The 17,980-nt window shown below is 39.9% G+C and carries 16 protein-coding genes and 5 tRNA genes; 17 read left to right on the top strand and 4 right to left on the bottom strand.

The genetic code is table 11. The features are described 5' to 3' along the window. Nucleotides 1–17 precede the first annotated feature (17 nt). Nucleotides 18–1,076: an Mrp/NBP35 family ATP-binding protein gene (locus SporoP17a_RS08155; protein ID WP_083034214.1), complete on the top strand. Its 1,059-nt coding sequence runs from the start codon at nucleotides 18–20 to the stop codon at nucleotides 1,074–1,076. 22 nt (nucleotides 1,077–1,098) lie between these two features. On the opposite strand, the gene gerD is transcribed toward SporoP17a_RS08155, so the two are convergent. Then, a complete protein-coding gene (gene gerD / locus SporoP17a_RS08150) occupies nucleotides 1,099–1,692 on the bottom strand; it encodes a spore germination lipoprotein GerD (RefSeq protein WP_083034213.1) in 594 nt (197 codons plus the stop codon). Between the two features lie 138 nt (nucleotides 1,693–1,830). Here gerD and SporoP17a_RS08145 point away from each other — a divergent pair, with 138 nt between their 5' ends. Then, entirely contained in the window at nucleotides 1,831–2,520 is a 690-nt protein-coding gene (locus SporoP17a_RS08145) for a KinB-signaling pathway activation protein (RefSeq protein ID WP_083034212.1), read from the top strand. 26 nt (nucleotides 2,521–2,546) lie between these two features. On the opposite strand, the gene SporoP17a_RS08140 is transcribed toward SporoP17a_RS08145, so the two are convergent. Continuing rightward, entirely contained in the window at nucleotides 2,547–3,212 is a 666-nt protein-coding gene (locus SporoP17a_RS08140; protein ID WP_083034211.1) for a polysaccharide deacetylase family protein, read from the bottom strand. A gap of 173 nt (nucleotides 3,213–3,385) precedes the next feature. On the opposite strand from SporoP17a_RS08140, the gene SporoP17a_RS08135 reads away from it, so the two are divergent. From SporoP17a_RS08135 to SporoP17a_RS08070, 14 genes are all read left to right on the top strand, one after another. Next, nucleotides 3,386–3,460 (top strand) — tRNA-Asn (locus tag SporoP17a_RS08135). Nucleotides 3,461–3,468: 8 nt separating this feature from the next. Next, a tRNA-Thr gene (locus SporoP17a_RS08130) sits at nucleotides 3,469–3,544 on the top strand. A gap of 13 nt (nucleotides 3,545–3,557) precedes the next feature. Next, nucleotides 3,558–3,632: transfer RNA gene (locus SporoP17a_RS08125), tRNA-Glu, on the top strand. A gap of 129 nt (nucleotides 3,633–3,761) precedes the next feature. Continuing rightward, nucleotides 3,762–3,846: transfer RNA gene (locus SporoP17a_RS08120), tRNA-Tyr, on the top strand. A gap of 40 nt (nucleotides 3,847–3,886) precedes the next feature. Next, nucleotides 3,887–3,961, top strand: a tRNA-Gln gene (locus SporoP17a_RS08115). Nucleotides 3,962–4,160: 199 nt separating this feature from the next. Continuing rightward, the gene (locus SporoP17a_RS08110) at nucleotides 4,161–6,272 is read left to right on the top strand and encodes a sensor domain-containing protein (RefSeq protein ID WP_083034210.1); all 2,112 of its coding nucleotides are present in this window, start codon (nucleotides 4,161–4,163) and stop codon (nucleotides 6,270–6,272) included. 24 nt (nucleotides 6,273–6,296) lie between these two features. Next, a complete protein-coding gene (gene rocF / locus SporoP17a_RS08105) occupies nucleotides 6,297–7,202 on the top strand; it encodes an arginase (RefSeq protein WP_083034209.1) in 906 nt (301 codons plus the stop codon). Between the two features lie 181 nt (nucleotides 7,203–7,383). Then, complete coding sequence (gene sigW / locus SporoP17a_RS08100; RefSeq protein WP_083034208.1) at nucleotides 7,384–7,947, top strand: RNA polymerase sigma factor SigW; 564 nt, start codon at nucleotides 7,384–7,386, stop codon at nucleotides 7,945–7,947. A gap of 12 nt (nucleotides 7,948–7,959) precedes the next feature. After that, nucleotides 7,960–8,595, top strand: coding sequence for an anti-sigma factor family protein (locus SporoP17a_RS08095; RefSeq protein ID WP_083034207.1), 636 nt, complete (start codon nucleotides 7,960–7,962; stop codon nucleotides 8,593–8,595). Between the two features lie 150 nt (nucleotides 8,596–8,745). Then, nucleotides 8,746–9,582 (top strand): diadenylate cyclase CdaA, encoded by an 837-nt coding sequence (cdaA, locus tag SporoP17a_RS08090; RefSeq protein ID WP_029053226.1) that lies wholly within the window; start codon nucleotides 8,746–8,748, stop codon nucleotides 9,580–9,582. Next, complete coding sequence (locus SporoP17a_RS08085) at nucleotides 9,575–10,555, top strand: CdaR family protein (RefSeq protein ID WP_083034206.1); 981 nt, start codon at nucleotides 9,575–9,577, stop codon at nucleotides 10,553–10,555. Before cdaA ends, SporoP17a_RS08085 begins: the two co-directional genes overlap by 8 nt. A 52-nt stretch (nucleotides 10,556–10,607) precedes the next feature. Further along, entirely contained in the window at nucleotides 10,608–11,957 is a 1,350-nt protein-coding gene (gene glmM / locus SporoP17a_RS08080) for a phosphoglucosamine mutase (protein WP_083034205.1), read from the top strand. A gap of 124 nt (nucleotides 11,958–12,081) precedes the next feature. Beyond that, nucleotides 12,082–13,701 carry a diguanylate cyclase gene (locus SporoP17a_RS08075; RefSeq protein ID WP_083034204.1) on the top strand — a complete coding sequence of 540 codons (1,620 nt, stop codon included), beginning with the start codon at nucleotides 12,082–12,084 and terminating at the stop codon, nucleotides 13,699–13,701. A gap of 69 nt (nucleotides 13,702–13,770) precedes the next feature. Beyond that, entirely contained in the window at nucleotides 13,771–14,082 is a 312-nt protein-coding gene (locus SporoP17a_RS08070) for a response regulator transcription factor (protein WP_237262428.1), read from the top strand. A gap of 63 nt (nucleotides 14,083–14,145) precedes the next feature. On the opposite strand, the gene SporoP17a_RS08065 is transcribed toward SporoP17a_RS08070, so the two are convergent. Continuing rightward, entirely contained in the window at nucleotides 14,146–16,974 is a 2,829-nt protein-coding gene (locus SporoP17a_RS08065) for an ATP-binding protein (RefSeq protein WP_083034202.1), read from the bottom strand. A gap of 219 nt (nucleotides 16,975–17,193) precedes the next feature. Then, nucleotides 17,194–17,634: a YtoQ family protein gene (locus SporoP17a_RS08060; protein WP_083034201.1), complete on the bottom strand. Its 441-nt coding sequence runs from the start codon at nucleotides 17,632–17,634 to the stop codon at nucleotides 17,194–17,196. Between the two features lie 125 nt (nucleotides 17,635–17,759). Between SporoP17a_RS08060 and SporoP17a_RS08055 the strand changes: the two genes are divergently transcribed. Next, nucleotides 17,760–17,954: a YwbE family protein gene (locus tag SporoP17a_RS08055; protein WP_083034200.1), complete on the top strand. Its 195-nt coding sequence runs from the start codon at nucleotides 17,760–17,762 to the stop codon at nucleotides 17,952–17,954. The last annotated feature ends 26 nt before the right edge of the window (nucleotides 17,955–17,980 follow it).

Here is a 17,980-nt window from a genome sequence, read left to right as displayed (position 1 = left end):
AGTTAGGAGTGTTACATGTGATTAATGAACAACAAGTCCGTGAACTGATTGGCGCATTGGAAGATCCGTTTTTACATAAAACATTGGCAGAAACGAATGGTATTGTGGGTGTAACCATTAAACCGGAGAAAGAACATGTCAGTGTTAAAATCGCGATTGCGAAAGTGAATACCGGAGAGCAATTGACGCTACAATCAAAAATAGTCGAAACGTTGAAAGAAGCAGGAGCCGACTCGGTGGGCATTCGATTTGAAGAGCTACCTAAAGAGGTGTTAGAACAATTCCGTGGTACAGAAACGGAAGCAGTAACTCAAGATATCTTATCGCCTTTATCCAATATTGAGTTTATCTCGATTGCATCTGGTAAAGGCGGCGTAGGAAAGTCTACGGTGTCCGTCAACTTAGCAGTAGCTTTAGCTAGACGCGGCAAAAAAGTTGGGTTGATCGATGCAGATATTTATGGATTCAGTGTTCCCGATATGATGGGTATTACTGCTATGCCTGAAGTCAAGGAAAATCGTATCATACCAGTGGAACGTTTTGGTGTCAAAGTGATATCAATGGGCTTCTTCGTTGAAGATAACGCACCCGTTGTATGGCGTGGACCTATGCTTGGGAAAGTGTTGGATCAGTTCTTCCGCGACGTGGACTGGGGCGAATTGGATTACTTGTTGCTTGACTTACCACCAGGAACAGGTGACGTGGCGCTTGATATTCACCAAATGATTCCAACTTCAAAAGAAATTGTCGTTACTACTCCACACCCAACCGCAGCATTCGTTGCAGCACGTGCAGGGGCAATGGCGTTACAGACTGAACATGAGTTGCTCGGTGTGATTGAAAACATGTCTTGGTTCGCATCGAAAGCAACAGGTGAGAAAGAGTATGTCTTTGGACAAGGCGGCGGTATTCGTCTTTCTGAAGAACTGCGTACGGAATTATTAGGTCAAATCCCTCTCGGTCAGCCTGACTGGAATGAAACGGATTTTGCACCTTCCGTCTATGCAGAAGATCATCCGATAGGAAAAATCTATTTAGACGTTGCCGATACAGTAATCGAGAAAACGCAAAAATAAAATGTAACAGACGAAGAAAGGATTACTTGCCTTCTTCGTCTGTTTTTTCTTCTTTGCCGCCCCCCTCCTCCTTAGAGGATTCTTCTGCAGTACCTTTACCAGCCTTCATAATTAGTTCTTGCCACTTCGCTTGCATGAGGGGGCTATTCATTGTGTCCTCTATGGCCTTCTCCATTTCTTTCTTGAGCGTAGCTGAATTCACGATGTTCTCCATCTGTTTCATCATGTCTGGTTGACCAAAAAACTTCTCCATTTCTTTTTGAAAAGAAGCATCTCCCATCAAATCTTTCATGATATCCGCTTGTTGTTTTTTCATGCTTTTTGCAATGGACTCCGTGAATTTAGGGTCTTCAAAAGCCGTTTTCCAAAAACGTTCACCTTCTTTAGAAAGCAATACATTCTCAATACTCTGCTTGACTTCGGGCTGTTCGAGTACTAATAGCTCCCTGAACTCAGGATCAGTCATCAATTTACGGAGTGCCTTTTTTCCGTCTTCCGTTTGGATTGCATCTGTCATCATCTTTTTCATTTCATCATAGCTTGGTGCTGCCTGATGACCTCCACTGCAACCCGTAAGGAATAGAAGGAATAGAAAAAGAACTGCAAATTTTTTCATTCCACTCAACCTTCCACTTGTATTTTCATTTATTGTTCACAATATAAGAAGGAATATGCATGAATCGTTCAATGAAATAGATTTTTTCGTCGATCGTTGATACACTAGGATGGACATGATAAAAAGGGGAACAGTACTGTGACAATACGAAATTGGGTTAAATTTTTCTTGCGCGCAATGGCAATTGGCGGAGCGATTACAGCGGTTGTCGGTCTAATTGTACGTTGGGACTTTTTCTATGGATACTTACAAGCAGGCGAGATATGGCAATTTCTTGGTGCTTTCTTATGGATGATTTTCTTAGGATTTACAATGAGTGTAGTTGCACAGATGGGCTTCTTTGCTTATTTAACCGTCCATCAATTTGGCGTGAATATGTTCCGTACGCTAACATTATGGAATTGGGTGCAGATGCTGATCATAGTAGTCGTACTGTTTGACTTAGTCTTTTTCCGTTTTCAATTAACGAAAGCAGACACAAGTCGTACGTTATTGTATATTTTCTTACTCATCACCTTAATTGCAGTATCCGTAGTGACGGCATACTTTAAAGCACAGTGGACAAAAAAACATGCATTAATTTCTGCATTATTCTTCATGGTTGTCATCACGACGCTTGAGTGGTTACCGGCGCTAATGGTCACTTCAGGTAACAAAGATGAATGGGTAACGATTCTTTTATTTCCGCTACTTGCGGTGAATGCGTATCAGTTATTAATATTGCCTAAATACAACAAACAATCCGATGTTGATAAAGCAAAGCTGGATCAACGCAGAACTGAAAGAAAAAACGCGAAAAAACAAGCGAGTAAATCCAAAAAAAGCTGACTGGAGATTTTTCTCCAGTCAGTTTTTTATTGTGGAATTTTTTTGGTTTTTACAGATGATCGAAATAACAGGTCCTCTACGGATTGAAAAGTGCGGCTGGCAATTAATCGTTGAATTTCAGCTGTGGCTACGTGTTCGTTACGGGCATACGGCACGACAATAATTTCACCCTTAGAAGCTTTCGGTAATGTGCCGCCAGACCAGCGGACAGTAGATCCAAGGGCATTGATTTCTGCTTCGCTTAATTCTTGCAACAGTACTAAGGGGAATTCTTCATCGGCTGTACGAAACCAAAGAGGTCGCTTGCTAAACAATTCTTCAAACGTTTGGAGTTGCTTGCTCAACAAATTTAGATCGCTTTCATAATCTTTCCCTTCCGTCCCGAGTAATGCAACAGGTATAGAACGCTGTTTAATTTGCTCTGTAATGTGAGGGAAGCGTGAAGCCCAGTCACTATCGATAAACAATAAAGGATAGGGTTGTGATAATTTTTCAAGAAGTTCCTCCACTTCTTTATCACCGAATGAAATATTGATGGTCAATGCAGAACCTTGTGTACCTTTCACTATCACCGCAGGTTGTTCGGTCAATCGGAAAACCGTCTTCAAGGTAGAAGAAGGCTTGGCCAATTGAGGAATAAAAGCTAAGAATAGTGCAATCAATACAAGAAGGAAGAGAAGTTTTTTTATCATGCCAATCTCCTTAACTATGTGAAGTCTAAACTATTATATGAAAAACTCTTGACGTATATGACTATGCCCACTATAATTAAAAAAGCTTGAGTGATTTAAAAGTATTTCTTGCAGAGATTTAGAAAACATGCTATAATGGTTTTTGTCGTCAAACGTATTACATTTATTATTATTCCGCAGTAGCTCAGTGGTAGAGCAATCGGCTGTTAACCGATCGGTCGTAAGTTCGAGTCTTACCTGCGGAGCCATTTTTTATGCTTCCATAGCTCAGCAGGTAGAGTGCTTCCATGGTAAGGAAGAAGTCGCCGGTTCGAGTCCGGCTGGAAGCTCCATGAACACTTTCATGGCCCCTTGGTCAAGCGGTTAAGACACCGCCCTTTCACGGCGGTATCACGGGTTCGAATCCCGTAGGGGTCACCATTTAACATGTTAAAGTAATGCAAGGAAGCAAGTAAGAGAAAGAAGGAGCGTACTCAGGTACGTGACTGATTGAGCGAATGAAGCCTGAAGCCTGACGCAGCAATGCGAAGCTTATCGCAATTTTAACACGGTGGGGTAGCGAAGTGGCTAAACGCGGCGGACTGTAAATCCGCTCCCTCCGGGTTCGGCGGTTCGAATCCGTCCCCCACCACCATGTTTGTCTTACCTTTAGAAAAGAATAACTAACTATTCGTTGGGGTATAGCCAAGCGGTAAGGCAACGGACTTTGACTCCGTCACTCGTTGGTTCGAATCCAGCTACCCCAGCCATTTTACTAATGTGTGAACAATTCTATATTTTACATGTCGATTCCTTTTATTTTAAAAATAAAGGGTTTTTTTGTTGACTAAAATCCCCAATCATATAGAACAATTTGAATAATCATGTATAATGAACTGTATCACATATAGGTAGTTTATCTTGTGTGCATGATGAAAAATAACTAGGTATAGGGATAGTGGTATAGCTATGCAAGAGTTTCTAAACGGTATGGATGCATTTGTTGAGTCTAGTAGTGAAAAAGAAATACATAAGGTTCTTAGTGATATTGCCTATACATTAGAACAGGCAGCTATTGTCGCAATCACCGACTCAAAAGGAACAATTCAATATGCTAACGAACATTTCGAAAAGATTTCTAAGTATTCACGAAAAGAATTAATTGGTGCTAATCAACGTATTGTCAACTCGGGTTATCATCATGCAACATTCTTTAAAGAGATGTGGGCCACGATTGGGAGAGGCAATACTTGGCGTGGAGATATATGTAATCGTGCCAAGGATGGTTCAACTTATTGGGTAGACACGACAATTGTCGCATTTTTAAATGATAAAGGGAAACCCTATCAATATATTGCGATTCGCTATGATATTTCCGAGAGAAAGAAAATGGAATTAGAAATTCGAAAAAATGCAGATCTTTATGAAATTATTACAGACAATGCATCTGATTATATTGCCGTCATTGACCGGCAAGGGAAGTTTTACTACGTTTCCCCATCCTTTCAGAAGCTTCTTGGGCATTCGGTTGATGAACTATATTCCAACTCATTCTATTCATATATCTATAAGCAAAATCGCCAAAAGGTAGAAAAGAAGATTTTACAATTTGGAAAATATCAACACCATGCACTTAATTTGGAATATTCTTTTTTAGATAGTAAAAATGGGTTACACATCATGGAAGCAAAAATTGATGAAGTAAAAGATTCGGTTGAATATAAAGATAAACTTTTAGTCGTCATGCGAGATGTCACAGAACGTGTGAGATCAGACGAGAAAATTAGATATCTTGTCTACAATGACCAATTGACATCCTTAATGAACCGAAATTCATTTAGAGAACAGTTGGCACTAGCATTTGAAAGAGCACGTACCCGCAAGCAAGTATTTGCTCTCGTGCATATGAATATTGATCGTCTACGCTATGCAAATGATTTACTTGGACATGAAGCAGGAGACTATTTATTAGCAATGGTTGGAGAAAGGCTGAAAAAGAGAACAGGTCCTGAAAGCCTGTTAGCTCGTATTGCAGGAGATGAATTTGCGTTCATTATATCAGGATTGCCAGACGCAGAAGAGTTTTATCATCATGCGGAAAATATTCGTAGCTTCTTAGAACAGCCTATCCAAGTTGGAGAGCAAACCTACACATTGTCTATAAGTTGCGGTGTATCTATGTATCCTGAACATGCAGACCACCCTTCTGATTTAATCACTAAAGCTACATTGGCATTAGGCAAGGTCAAGATGCACGGTGGTGGAGACACGGTAATGTACAAACCTGGAACTTCAAAGGTGTCATTAGAGCGGATTTTGTTGGAAAATGAATTACGTAAAAGTGTGCAACAACGACATTTTTATCTTGAGTATCAGCCGAAAGTGTTGCTGGACACTGGCGAATTGACAGGCGTGGAAGCACTTGTACGTTGGAATCATCCGGATTTAGGAGTGATTCCTCCTAATAAGTTCATTCCGCTTGCTGAGGAAACGAAAATTATCATACCGCTCGGGGAATGGATTTTACGTGAGGTGTGTAAGCGCGCAGAGATAGAGGTGGCGGCTGGTGAGACATGCCGATTCGCTGTGAATGTCTCCACAGTCCAAATGAAAGAAGAGGGATTTGTTGACACTGTCTTGAATATCATTAAAGAATACCATGTACCACCTGAGATGCTGGAGCTGGAACTGACGGAAAGCTCATTTATGGATACAGAAGGTATGAAAGAGTCCATTCAACGACTTCGGAGTACAGGTATTACTGTGGCAATTGACGACTTCGGTACAGGGTATAGTACGTTCAGTTATATTAAAGAACTTCCAGCCGATACGTTGAAAATCGATATGGCGTTTGTACGAGATATATTGGAGAATGAAAACAGTCAGGCCATTGTCAAGGCAATTGTAACACTTGCTGATACAGCAGGTTTAAATGTAGTAGCGGAAGGAATAGAATTACCAGAACAAGCAAAAATGCTCTACAATTTAGGATGCCGTGAAGGTCAAGGTTACTACTATGGTCGACCGATGTCATTAGAAGGTACGAAAGAAATGAGAGATTTTCTTTCTACTTTTAAATAAAGAATACAGATGGGAGGATTAGCTATGCGCGAGTTAGATATTTCTCTAATAGGAGTACCTGTAGATCTTGGTCAGAGTCGACGTGGAGTGGATATGGGACCAAGTGCGATTCGATATGCAGGAGCGATAGAGCGTTTGAAAGCATTAGGTCATCACGTAACAGATGAAGGGAATATTTCTGTTTCTCCTATCCACGATGTATCCTGTAATGAAGTTGGGTTGAAGAACTTAACAGAGGTGACAGAAGCGACTGAAGAACTTGCTAAGACAGTTTCGACCATTGTAGGAAACAACAAGTTTCCATTAGTACTTGGCGGTGATCACAGTATCGCAATAGGCACGCTTGCGGGGTTGGCGGAACACTATAAAAATCTTGGCGTTATTTGGTATGATGCGCATGCAGATATGAATACAAGCGAAACGTCTCCTTCAGGAAATATCCATGGTATGCCACTCGCGGTCAGCATGGGGCTAGGACATGAGCAATTGGTGAATGTGCATAAAGAAGGTGCGAAAATCAATCCAGAAAACGTGGTAATTATCGGAGCGCGTTCAGTAGATCCTGGTGAACGGCAATTGATCAAAGAAAAAGGCGTGAAGGTGTTTACCATGCATGAAATCGATCGTTATGGTATGTCAGCGGTCATACAGCAAACGCTTGAATATTTTGCTTCAAGACAGGTAGATGGTATTCATTTGTCATTAGACTTGGACGGTTTGGACCCGCTTTATACCCCTGGGGTTGGAACGCCGGTACCAGGTGGAATCACATACCGTGAAAGCCATCTAGCTATGGAATTGCTAGAAGATGCAAATGTTATTACATCCGCGGAATTCGTCGAAGTAAACCCTGTACTGGATGAGTATAATAAGACGGCAGATGTGGCAGTCGGACTTATGGGATCGCTATTCGGTGAAAAACTACTATAATCTATCGAAGTGATTAAAGCCTACTGGTTTTAATCACTTTTTTCTATTAAGAAAGCCGCTAGCACTGGCAGGAGGAATAATGATAAAATAGTTCTGGACATAATAAATGAAAAAAGTGAAACTAAATGAAGCTTCTAACGTATATAAAGGGACAGCCGCATAGGAGCGGGAGTGAAGCCTATTGGACGAATTAATTAACAAACGAGTAAAAGAAGTTTTACATGGTAATCAGGAAGCTTTTGAGGAAATTGTCATCCATTTTCAGCACCGTCTATATCAAGTGTGTTACCGGATGTTAAACAATGCAGCGGAGGCGGAAGATATTGCACAAGAAGCCTTTGTGCGCGCCTACGTAAACTTGGAAACCTTTGATCAAAAGCGGAAATTTTCTACCTGGCTGTACCGTATTGCTACTAATTTATGTATTGATCGCATTCGAAAGAAAAAGCCTGATTACTACTTAGATGCAACAGTACCAGGGACGGAAGGCTTGAATATGTATTCGCAAATCGCAACGAATCAACAGTTACCGGAGGAAGAAGTAGAAAAGATGGAAATGAAAGATCGTGTTCAGTACGAAGTAAACAGGCTGCCCGATAAATACCGTACGATTATTATTTTGCGATATATGGAAGACCTACAGTTGCAGGAAATCGCTGATATTTTGGAGATGCCACTCGGCACGGTAAAAACACGAGTGCATCGAGGAAGAGAAGCGCTTCGACAACAAATGGGGAGTATGTAGGAGGTTGGATTCATGGAAAAATGTCCTAAACATGTTGTCCATTATATGCATGCGTTTTTTGATGGTGAGATCACCAATGAAGAAGAGCAGATCATGAATGAACATTTGAAACTATGTGAAGAGTGCAGAGAAACATTTGAAGAACTAGAGCAAACCGTTACTCTATTTAAGGGAATAGATGTAGTGGAAGCACCAGTAGGATTTGTCGATGGCGTGACAGCAAGATTGCCAAAACAAACGATGAAGAAAGGTCCGAATAAGTGGTTCCGACAGCATCCATTTATGGTGGCGGCTGCGATGTTTCTACTACTAATGAGTGCATCTTTCTTCTCGAGTTTTGAAAATGAACAGCAGTTTTCATTTACGAAGCAGCCTAATTTAGTTGTTGAAGGGGAAACAGTTGTTGTTCCAGCTGGTAAAACGGTTGTAGGGGACTTAGTCGTGAAGAATGGAGACCTTCGAATTGAAGGAGAAGTGGATGGCAATGTCACAGTCATTAAAGGGTCTAAGTATATGGCTTCAACAGCCGTTATAACAGGATCAAGTGAAGAAATCAACGAAATCTTTGATTGGCTGTGGTATAAGATGAAGTCCGTTGCAAAAGATATTATTCCTACCTCAAAGGAACAAAAGCTTGAAGATGAATGAAGGAATAGAATGTAAAGTGATGCGGCTTCTGAGCTTACGCATCACTTTTTTACTTTTCATTCAGATGTACAATACCTTTTAGTTGGGCATGTTAGTTGGGAATTATGTTATACTAGATGCATAAGAACTTTTTAAAGGTAGGGGAAGCACATGCCGGGTTTGGAGCAAGTAACAACATTAGCACCAATAGAAATACTGAAAAATATTGTGGATGTGCTTCTTGTTTGGTTCGTACTCTATAAGTTAATTACTATTATTAAAGGAACAAAAGCTGTTCAATTATTGAAAGGTATTTTCGTGATTTTAATAGGCCGCTATATTACGGAATGGCTCGGTTTGAAGACCCTTCAATGGATGATGGAGGAAGTACTTCGATTCGGTTTTTTGGCTGCAATTATCATATTCCAGCCTGAATTACGTAGAGCCTTAGAGCAACTAGGACGGGGGAGGCTCTTTGCGCGGACTGCTATGCAGGAGGAAGAAGAGCGTGATCGCTTAATTGAGGCATTCGTTAAATCCGTTAGCTATATGGCGAAGCGGCGAATTGGTGCGTTAATCACCATTGAAAAAGAAACAGGTCTTAGTGAATATATTGAAACAGGTACCCCTATGAATTCACACATTACTTCCGAACTTCTTATTAATATTTTTATTCCAAACACGCCATTGCATGACGGTGCGGTCATTGTGACGAAAAACCGTATTGCTGCTGCGGGTTGTTATTTACCATTGTCAGAAAGTGCGTTTATCTCCAAAGAACTTGGAACACGACATCGTGCTGCGCTTGGTATCAGTGAGGTCACTGATTCGGTAACTATCATTGTTTCAGAAGAAACCGGTGCCATCAGCCTAGCCGTAGAAGGGGAAATCAATCGTAAATTAGATATCGAGGAGTTCGAAAAACTATTACGTATTTCCTGGTTCGGTAACACTACAGGACAAACAGATACTTCTCTATGGAAGTGGGGGAAGAGAAAAAATGGATAAATTCATGGACAGCCCCTGGTTTTTACGACTGACTGCTCTTTTTTTAGCCATTATGCTGTTTTTATCAGTAAAAGCTGAGGATCAATCTAGTCGTAATACAATAGGTGATATGTTTGATCTTATGCAAGACGTACCCGTAGAAGTATATTACGATACGGAGAATTTGGTAGTAACCGGAGTACCTGACATGGTCAATATGACAATTGAAGGACCAGCCCAAATTGTCCAGACTACAAAATTGTTAAAGGATTTTACACTGAAATTAGATTTGCAAAATTTGACACTCGGTGAACACAATGTACGTATACAAGCAGAAAACTTATCAGACAAACTGGATGTTCGACTTGACCCTGCAACAGTGAGTATCAATATTGAGGAAAAGGTAACTCAATCATTCCGTGTCGATCCAGAGATGAATACCAGATTACTAGCAGAAGGCTATGAAGTGAAAAGCATGGGAGTTCAACCCTCTTCGATTAATGTTACAGGTGCGAAAAGTGTTGTGGATGCAATTAGTTTCGTAAAAGCTTCTATTACAAACGAGGGTAGCCTGGATAAGCCTTTTGAGCAAAAATCTCGTGTTCGCGTATTGGATCGTGACTTAAATAAGCTTTCCGTTTCATTGGATCCAGAAGAAGTCACGGTCAAAGTAGATATTCAGGAATATAGTCGTGAAGTTCCGTTAACGTTGCAACAGAAGGGACAATCACCGACTGGAATAACCGTTGAAAGTGCTGCACCCGTAGATCAATCAGTTCGCATTCACGGTCCAAAGAGTGCAGTAGATGCAATCAAAGAAATTCCAGTAGAACTGGATATCACTAAAATAACTAAATCCGGAAAAGTGGAAGCAGACATAAAGAAACCTGAAGGGATTACTAAAGTGACACCTTCCAAATTAAAAGTTCAGGTGAAGGTTTCAGGTGAAACTTCTGATGTTTCAAAAAAGACGGATGATAGTAAAGAATCGTAATGCTCGTACCAAATGTGATCTACTAAGATCAGATCGAAAGGAAGAATACAACATGACACAGTATTTTGGAACAGATGGCGTCAGAGGTGTAGCAAACAAGGAGCTTACACCTGAACTGGCATTTAAATTAGGCAGAATCGGTGGATACTTATTCACTAAAGATGCAGAGGAAAAAGCAGAAGTACTAGTAGGAAGAGATACACGGATTTCTGGCTTAATGCTTGAAAATGCCTTAATCGCAGGCCTATTATCTGTTGGTGTGGAAGTGATGAAGTTAGGCGTAATTAGTACACCAGGCGTAGCCTATTTAACACGTGTCATGAACGCCCAGGCAGGCGTTATGATTTCAGCATCACATAATCCCGTTGAAGATAATGGAATTAAGTTCTTCGGAGATACTGGCTTTAAATTAACTGATGCACAAGAAGAGGAATTCGAAAAACTATTAAATGCAGAAGAAGATACATTACCCCGTCCGGTTGGAGGGAACGTTGGAACCATTACGGAATATTTTGAAGGCGGTCAAAAATATATTCAATACTTGAAACAAATTGTCGATGAGGACTTCGAAAATATCCATGTAGCGCTTGATTGCGCACATGGAGCAACATCGGTCTTGGCAACCCATGTATTTGCAGACTTGGATGCAGATCTGACTACAATGGGTGCTTCTCCAAACGGCTTGAATATCAATGATGGCGTTGGATCTACACATCCCGAAGCGCTTGCAACACTTGTAGTAGAAAAAAGTGCAGATATCGGTCTAGCATTTGATGGTGATGGTGATCGTCTAATCGCAGTTGATGAAAAAGGTAATATCGTCGATGGCGATCAAATTATGTTCATTGTAGCTCGATACTTACATAGCAAAGGCAGGTTAAAATCAGATACAATTGTCTCCACTGTGATGAGTAATTTGGGCTTCTATAAAGCTCTAGAGGAATTTGGCATGAAGAGTGTTCAAACAGCTGTAGGCGATCGTTACGTTGTAGAAGAAATGCGTAATAATCATTATAATCTTGGCGGTGAGCAATCAGGCCACATTATCTTCATGGATTACAATACAACGGGAGATGGCTTGCTAACGGCATTGCAACTTGTTAACATCATGCAGCAAACAGGAAAAAAATTATCGGAACTAGCTAGTGAAATGAAAGTGTATCCACAGAAACTTATTAATATTCGTGTAAAAGATAAATATGCGGTCATGGAAAATATGCGTATTGTCGGAGTGATTAATGAGGTAGAGAAAGAGATGAATGGCCAGGGAAGAGTACTAGTGCGTCCTTCGGGTACGGAGCCTCTCGTCCGTGTAATGGTCGAATCTGAAACAGAAGCACAGTGTGTAGATTATGCAGATCGGATCTCACAAGTAGTAAAAGAAGAAATGGGTCTAGAGTAAATATGGATTTGAGCTGGTAATAGATATTCTATATTACCAGCTCTCTTTTTATAGAGATAGAATACCGGGGAATCAGAGGTATAGGCTGAAATGGGGATGCTTCCGCTGAACGGAGAGGAAAATTGTGAGTCAAAAAAAATACCAGAATATGCTAGCACAACGAACAGAGAATATCTTTGAAGAGTGGAAAGCGCGTGGTAGTTTAACGGAAAGGGAATTATATTATTTTCTTCATAAATTGAAGGGAACGTCCGGGACAATCGGATTGCAACAGTTGTCTCTCTTTTGTGCGTCACAATTAGAGATTCTAACGTCATCCAACGATCAAAAAATACCTGTTTCTTCATTAGAAAATTTGAAGAATCGTATTCGTTCGCATTTTGATAGTACGATTGACGTGAAAAAAGAAGAATTTCAATTACCTGATCGCTATATCAATCGTCTGGATACAGAAACGTTCGTTCTCATTATTGATCAAGATTTAGAATTCGTGTCTTACTTAAAGGAATTGCTTGAGAAGCTTGGAGCTCAAGTAATTATTTCATTGAATGGGAAGCGTGGAATTGAACAGTTCTACTCTATGAGACCAAGTATTGTCATCATAGATGCAAAATTACCTGATATGACAGGCTTTGAAGTGCTGGATCAAATTGCAGAACCTGCGCGACAAAAAAACACGACTTTAGCCATCTCAAGTGAAGAAGTGACGAAAGAAATTTTAATTGAAACGTATCGTAGAGGTGCTATGGATTTGATTTCAAAACCTTTTGATATGGATGTCTTTTTCCCTTATTTGTTCAATCGGCAAATGCGTCAGCATGCGATTAGTAGCAGTATGATTACAGATAGCTTGACGGGTGTGGGCAATCGACGCTACTTCGATGAAACCATTAATATATTGGCTAAAAAAGCCGATCAATCTGAAACGACTTTTTCACTGGTCATAATAGATTTGGATCATTTTAAACAAGTAAATGACCTGTATGGACATCCTGCAGGCGATGAAGTACTGCAAAGGTTTGGCGAAATTATTAAAGAAGAAAAGCGCGAAGGTGATTATGGCTTCCGTTATGGCGGAGAAGAATTTGCTTTATTATTTGATAACATCCATGCAGAAGATACAGTGCATGCCGTTGAGCGAATTCGAGAAAAGTTCAATGACGCTATATTTACTTCTAATGAAGAGACGTTCGAGGTGACCTTCTCAGCAGGCAGTGCAACATATGAAGGAAATACTGCCAACTTGGTATCTGCTGCTGATCAGGCACTTTATGAAGCAAAGCGTTCAGGACGAAATCAAACGGTGATTTACGACCAGAGTAAACGAAAAGTCAAGCGTAAATTGATCGTCATTATCGTTGACGATGATTCATTCATCAGGCAAATTCTTCAGCAAACATTGCTAGGATTAAATTCTTCGGATATTGATATTACAGTAAAAACGTATGCTGATGGCCCTTCGTTTCTAGAAGATGACTGGTATAGTCCAGACGCTTATTTTATCGTACTACTCGATGGTGTCATGCCAAAAATGGACGGTCTTGAAGTATTAAGTCGATTAAAGAGTGACCATGCCAAAACAAATGTCACGGTATCCATGATGACGGCTAGAAAAAGTGCAAATGATATTAAGGCTGCGCTCTGGCTTGGAGCAGACGACTATATTATTAAGCCATTCCAACCAGCAGAAGTACTCGGACGAATCGATAAATTAGCTAATCGGTTATTTGATAAAAGAGAATAGAAGGAGGTGCCCACTTTGACACATGTAGGAAAAAAAGTGTTAGTTGTAGATGATGAAGATATTTTGCGTATGTTGCTCACGGACACTTTGGAATTTGAAGGATTTCAAGTAGAAGAAGCTGAAGACGGAGTAGATGCTTTAGAAAAGATCGGAGGCAAGCAATACGACGCCATTCTTTTAGATTACATGATGCCACGTATGACAGGTTTGGAATTATTAGAGCGTCTACAACCGCTGAAACTGACAATACCTATTATTATGCTCACTGCGAAAGCGCAGCAAGCAGATCAGGACGTTGCTTTAGCTAAAGGGGCCTCTTATTTTGTACCCAAACCATTTAGCCCGAATGAACTGGCCGAATTAGTTAAATCACTATTTTGATTAAAGTGCATATCTATATAGACAAACAGAACGTCCTCTCCATTATGGAGAGGACGTTCTGTTTTAGTCGTTCTGTGGATATAAAATCAGTCCATCCGATCGTTCCATAGTCTCCATGATAATGGATGATAAATTGCTGAGAGGATAAGGTTTCGTCAAAAATTCACTAACATGAAATTTCTCCATCAGTAGCGGTTCTTTTTCTAGTGAAGAAGATATAACAATAGGAATTGATTCCGTTTGAGTATGATCTTTCATTTTACTAATCAGATCCCAGCCACTTTCACCTTCGTCTAGCATTAGATCAACGACGACTGCGGCAGGTTTCCTTTTTTCTATACATGCAAATGCTTTGCTTACTTTGGAATGATGAATGACTGAAAAATCTTTGCTTGACAGCTCTTCACCAAGTAATAAGGGAATACTCACATCATCTTCCACTATCACCACCAAAGGTTTATCAAAGTCGATTTTTTCTATTGATAATTGCTGTTTTAAAGGAAGGGAAAAGAAAATAGTCGTACCTACATTTTCTTCAGAATCGGCCCAAATCTTTCCATTATGATCTTGTATAACCTCTTTACAAATAGATAGACCGAGACCTGTACCACCAATTTTTCTACTATAACTATTATCGAATCGATAAAATTTCTCAAAAAGATGTCCAATAGTATCTGAAGGAATTCCAATGCCTTCGTCCGCTATGGAAACAGTAACAGCGTCTTGTTGATTGAACAGAGTGATGTTCACACTTCCACCGTCAGGAGAGAATTTAATGGCATTTCCCACCAAATTCGTGAATACTTGCAAAATGCGATTATAGTCGGCTCTGACCATGGATGAATAAGTTAGATCTTGCACTTTTATCGTATGGTGAGGTGATTGAATGAGTAAATTAGCCACAGCCTTTTCGACCACTTCATTGATTGATATATCCTCTATCGTGTACGATTGACGACCAGCTTCCATCCGCTGAAGATCTAAGAAATCATTAATAAGGGCAGTTAGGCGGTTTGCCTCGCTATGAATCGTCTCAAGATACCGTTTCTTGCGGGTATCATCCATATCTTTGTTTAGTAAAAGTTCAGAGAATCCAAGGATGCTAGACAAAGGTGTGCGTAATTCATGACTGACAGTCGAAACCAATTCTGTTTTCATTTTATTGACTTCGTGTTCATGAGTAATATCACGGTGTACGAAGATTGTACCGACTTTTTCATCTTGAATAATAATAGGGACACTATACACATTCATGACCCGAGATTGTTCAGAAGGTAGTGAAAGTACATATTCGTTAGTAATGAATTTCGTGGATTCGGATTGAATTGCTTCATCTAGAAATGCTTTGTAACGGACAGGATCATGGATTTGTTTTAGAAAATTCTCCGTCCACTCTTCTCGAGACCATGCGTTGTGCTCGGTTTCAGGCTCCATGCCCAGTAAATCGAATAAGGCTGCATTATACTTATCTTTCTCATCTCTATTTGAAACAAAACGGATGCCTTCATTGATGCTATCTAGGATGTTTCGATTCAACTGACGTTCGTGACTAATGAGTTCATATTGCTCAATTCGGTCCACTGCAATGGCAATTCGCTTAAGCAAACCGTATAAATCTTTTTGATCGTCTTCCGTAAACGGTTTGCCAATACGTGAGAGGACGGACACGACGCTTAATTCATTATCGACATTATAGATACCTACCACAAAGTCATAGACATATGTAATACTGCTAGCTATGCCTTTTTCATATTCCGCTTCCCGCTTGATAATGAAATAGGACTCTGTTTCAAGTCGGGTTCTTATATACTCTAGCCGTTCGTATTTTATTTCATCAAAAAATTCTTGTGAAATTCCTTTTAATGCATGAATTCCGCTGCTAGGAAGCCAAAGAAAACCTAAATCGGATTGATAGACTTGATTTAAATAGTCGAAAGTTTGATCGCATACTTCTTGCTTATCCAGTGAGAATGAAAGGATATGACTCAAGCCATTGTAACGTTCCAAACGAACTCGGGAAAAGCGAGCTTCTGATAAAGCGAATTCCATTTTAGTCTGGCGATTGAATAATTCATCTTGCTGTGTAATTAATTCTTCGTTTTGAGAAAGGAGATCTTGCTCATTCATTTGAATGCGCTCCATCATTTTATGGATAGATTGTGAGAGTGCGCCGATTTCATTCTCTGTCTGAATGGGGTGGAATAGTACTGTGCCTTCTGTTTCATACTGATCTGCTGCATGTGTGATTTCTTCTATTGGCTTAACCACACGGTGGATAACGTTCCAAACCATATAGATTGGAATAAGTAAGAAGATGAAGCCGAATATGGTGATGATTAAAAAGAAATATTTAGTTTGTTGCATCGTATGATCAGTTGCCAGTCTTTGCTTATCCTTTGAAGAGTCTTTGTATTCATTGGCATATTTAATGAAGCTATTGACGGTTAGATTAGCACCACTATTTGCCAGGTTCCGTAAGCTGTCATAATCATTTTCTTCAACAAATTGTATGGCTTTCGGGAGGATGACCTTTTCGTATTCGATTAAGAAGCTATCAATTTCCGCAATGATTTGTTGTTCTTCTGCGTTCAGTTGAAACGATCTAAATTCCTTGGAATGAGAATGAATATCTTCGATTGCTTGATAAGCATGGTTTAATTCATCCTCAATTTGAAACGCATAGTAACCCCGGATCCGAAAGAATAGATCTTGAATTGAATCAGATATTTCCTCTATTTGTTTCGATTTTGCATAAGAGTTTTGCTGTTGATCATCTAGTTCATCCCAAGTGTTACTTGCATAGAAGTACATACTAGCCATTCCGACAATCGCGATGACTATTGAAACGATAAATACTTTTATGTATTGTTGGCGTATTCCTTTTTTTTGCACGACCCACTTACCCCTTCCTACTATCTCAACTACTTCTATTCTACCATTTGCTCGGCTATATACGTATAGAATTTTCAGTCAGGAGATTTTATTTGATGGTATGATAGGACGAAAATAGTATGTGTACATACTAGCCCAAATAAATGGTGTTTCAAGTGTAGACAAAAAAAGACAAGCCGATAAATGATAGGCTTGTCCTCTAGTAAGTAATTTACATAATTACTCAAAAATATATTTCAATGCTAAGACTGCTTGATCAACTGATTCTACGGTAACATGTGCTTTGCGAGATAGCTCTTTTAAAGGGTGATGATGATTTTCCTGACGAATCAGAATAAGTGGTTTTCCGAAAGCGACTGCTGCACTGGCGTCCATTGCGGTATTCCACTGTTTGTATTGTTCACCAAATAACGCGATAACAACATCTGATTTTTTCATTAAAATTTCCGTTCGTAAGTTATTAAAGCTAGAAGCTGCGGCATCTTTAAATAGTTTACCGGGTTGTTCGCCTAGAATTTCTTCGCCGATGTTGTCTGAGCGGTCATGATCTTCCATGGGGCCGACAAAATCGACAGGTAATTGTAGATCTTTTGCTTGTTGTTTGACTTCATCTCGCCAAGATGTGTGAATTTCCCCAGCTAAGTATACTGTTAATCGCATGAAAACCCCTCCTAGTTTGATAGTCTTTATTGTATCATGCATTATGTCTTCCTTCATCAGATGTACTTGAGAAGAAAGAGTTCATAAATGTGGTACACTGAATAAAAACAGGGAGAGTGGAATATATGAATGGACAAAATCGAGCAGATGTAAAACCTGGATTACGAGTAGCCGTTATTTTAAAGAAAGATCAGCGAAGCGGTGTAAAAACAGAAGGCATCGTTAAAGATTTGCTGACCAATTCCAGTTTTCATCCGCACGGGATTAAAGTACGGCTTGAAGATGGACAAGTTGGTCGTGTAGCAGAAATATTAGCATAATACAAAAAGAGAGGGGGATTCCCTCT

Origin of the sequence: Sporosarcina ureae (genome assembly GCF_002082015.1) — a bacterium.
In the GTDB taxonomy this organism is placed as follows: Bacteria; Bacillota; Bacilli; order Bacillales_A; family Planococcaceae; genus Sporosarcina; species Sporosarcina ureae_A.
The sequence above is the reverse complement of the archived record's forward strand: the minus strand, read 5'-3'. Positions and strand labels throughout refer to the sequence as shown.

What these genes read in the sequence shown, in the direction of transcription:
- rocF (WP_083034209.1), top strand. Translation starts at nt 6,297, where the DNA reads ATGCGCGAGTTAGATATTTCTCTAATAGGAGTACCTGTAGATCTTGGT.
- SporoP17a_RS08070 (WP_237262428.1), top strand. Translation starts at nt 13,771, where the DNA reads ATGTTGCTCACGGACACTTTGGAATTTGAAGGATTTCAAGTAGAAGAA.
- SporoP17a_RS08110 (WP_083034210.1), top strand. Translation starts at nt 4,161, where the DNA reads ATGCAAGAGTTTCTAAACGGTATGGATGCATTTGTTGAGTCTAGTAGT.
- glmM (WP_083034205.1), top strand. Translation starts at nt 10,608, where the DNA reads ATGACACAGTATTTTGGAACAGATGGCGTCAGAGGTGTAGCAAACAAG.
- SporoP17a_RS08085 (WP_083034206.1), top strand. Translation starts at nt 9,575, where the DNA reads ATGGATAAATTCATGGACAGCCCCTGGTTTTTACGACTGACTGCTCTT.
- SporoP17a_RS08055 (WP_083034200.1), top strand. Translation starts at nt 17,760, where the DNA reads ATGAATGGACAAAATCGAGCAGATGTAAAACCTGGATTACGAGTAGCC.
- gerD (WP_083034213.1), bottom strand. Translation starts at nt 1,692, where the DNA reads ATGAAAAAATTTGCAGTTCTTTTTCTATTCCTTCTATTCCTTACGGGT.
- SporoP17a_RS08095 (WP_083034207.1), top strand. Translation starts at nt 7,960, where the DNA reads ATGGAAAAATGTCCTAAACATGTTGTCCATTATATGCATGCGTTTTTT.
- SporoP17a_RS08060 (WP_083034201.1), bottom strand. Translation starts at nt 17,634, where the DNA reads ATGCGATTAACAGTATACTTAGCTGGGGAAATTCACACATCTTGGCGA.
- SporoP17a_RS08140 (WP_083034211.1), bottom strand. Translation starts at nt 3,212, where the DNA reads ATGATAAAAAAACTTCTCTTCCTTCTTGTATTGATTGCACTATTCTTA.
- cdaA (WP_029053226.1), top strand. Translation starts at nt 8,746, where the DNA reads ATGCCGGGTTTGGAGCAAGTAACAACATTAGCACCAATAGAAATACTG.